Source organism: Faecalibacterium sp. DFI.5.82 (genome assembly GCF_029076575.1).
Taxonomy (GTDB): Bacteria; Bacillota; Clostridia; order Oscillospirales; family Ruminococcaceae; genus Faecalibacterium; species Faecalibacterium duncaniae.
In genome coordinates, this window is the sequence record NZ_JARFIS010000128.1 from 1 (window position 1) to 393 (window position 393).

The 393-nt window shown below is 62.8% G+C and carries 1 protein-coding gene and 1 pseudogene; both read left to right on the forward strand.

Annotated features, from left to right (window positions below):
• A partial coding sequence (locus P0G09_RS15895; protein WP_275253141.1) for a hypothetical protein occupies positions 1-191 on the forward strand: 191 nt, incomplete at its 5' end.
• Positions 119-393: pseudogene (locus P0G09_RS15900) on the forward strand (S-layer homology domain-containing protein); the annotation flags it as partial. The gene P0G09_RS15895 and the pseudogene P0G09_RS15900, both read left to right, overlap by 73 nt.

The following is a 393-nucleotide window of genomic DNA, read 5'->3' on the forward strand; positions in this document are numbered from 1 at the left end:
CCAAGGGCGTGCACACTGTGGAAGAGTTTGATCCGGACCCGTATCTGGATGCTCTGGACAAGTACGGCCTGCCCCGCTCCGAGAGCCACGTCCCGCCCAGACTGCGGGTGGCGGTCTGGTGGAAGAGAACGGCGCGGATGTTCTGCAGAAGGTCTCCGTCATGTGCACCGATGGCATTGCCCGCACTGTGAACGTGGACAATAGCCTGAACTTTCCGCAGGGGTGGCTGGTAGAGATCAAGGTCACCCCGGAGGGCGAGAGCGAGGAACACATCGAGGACCGCCGCGTCAACGGCACCATCAATGCCACTGCGCTGGGCGCTGCCGCCCTGGCCGACGATGTAGAGCTTCTGGATACAACTTCGGAGGGTGTGGCTGGGACGGTTCGTCCCAG